This window comes from Gallibacterium genomosp. 2, from assembly GCF_000771895.1.
Lineage (GTDB): Bacteria > Pseudomonadota > Gammaproteobacteria > Enterobacterales > Pasteurellaceae > Gallibacterium.
Map to the genome: position 1 here is coordinate 1 of NZ_JPXY01000072.1, position 1,398 is coordinate 1,398.

Annotated in this window: 1 protein-coding gene; it reads right to left on the reverse strand. The window is 33.5% G+C overall.

Annotated features, from left to right (window positions below):
- Positions 1 to 199: 199 nt before the first annotated feature.
- Positions 200 to 1,261: a porin gene (locus P375_RS11735; RefSeq protein ID WP_039087182.1), complete on the reverse strand. Its 1,062-nt coding sequence runs from the start codon at positions 1,259 to 1,261 to the stop codon at positions 200 to 202.
- Positions 1,262 to 1,398 lie beyond the last annotated feature (137 nt).

A 1,398-nucleotide genomic window follows, 5' to 3' on the forward strand; every position in this document is an offset into this window, starting at 1 on the left:
TAAAGGATTTTTTAAATAAAAAGAGTTGCTAATATTTTGAAAAATAAATATTAGCAACAAAATTGTCCACATGGCATAGTTTTTGATAGATCAGCAACAATTTTGTCTACTATGCCAATTTGTGGGAAATTTGATTAGTCAATAATAAAAAACCCCGAGAAAACTCTCGGGGTATAGAGGTATGTTTAACTATTAACAATTAGAATAAGACACGTAATCCTACACGTAATTTATGATCTCTTGCTGATTCACCATCAAATTTAGCTTTTGCTGTACCTGCTTCAAAGTAAGTAATAACGTTTTTAGCGAATTTATAATCTGTACCTAAGATAAATTCGTTTACTTTTACTTTTGGATCATCACTTGAAATGGTTGCTTTACGATAAATATATTCACCATATACAGAGGCATTTTCTAAATAACTGTATTTTGCGCCAACTTCAAGTTGTTGTAATTTATTGATTGGGAAGGCAATCAATCCATCATCATGAGGTAGTTTGAATCCGATACCAACTTGGTTATTTGATGCTTTTTGTTGAGAATAATCAACAGCAAAAGCAAAAGGACCTGTTGTTAGTTTTGCACCAACAATGAACGCATTTAATTTGTGTGCCTCATAGTCAACTGAAGCTAAATTATATTCACTTAAATCAAATGAACCTTTTTTCACTTTAACTTGAGAAAAGCCAGCATTTACTTGTAAGGTAGTATTATTAGCAACTTCAGCAGTATAGAATAGTGAGGTACCAAATCCAGCGCCATGGTTATATTCATTTTTATCATTTTCACCAAAGAAATAATCTAAACCTAGTTCTAACCCAGCAAATTCAGCACTACGGAAACGAGCAACTTTGTTACCCTCTGTCATTGTTAAATTAATACCACCTAAGTCATAGGTAAAATCTGATAATCCAGAATCATCTAAGTTAGATAATTGGCGACCGAATGTTAATTGACCAATGCCCTCTTTAGCAAAGCCAGCATAAACACGACGTACTGTAACATTATCTTGATCGCCTTTAAGACCAATTTCTAAATGACCTAATGCACTGTAGCCATCACCTAAATCCTGATTTACTTTTGCGTGAATACGAGATGAACCATATTTAAGATCTGCTCTCTCATTTTTATCTTTAGATAAAATTAGACGAACTTGTCCACCAACATCAACTTTAGTACCATCTTGATTATAAACTACGGCTGCGTTTGCGGAAGTGGCTGCTACTGCTGCAACTGCCAATGCGACTAATGTTTTTTTCATAATTGACACCTCTGTGTTAATTGTTACTTTGCTTATCGCTCCGTAACAGTAATAAACAGATGCCCATATTTTTTTAGTTATTTATTTGATGAATCAAGGATCAGCAAATTTTTATGCCCTTTTCGCTAAGTTGTAGG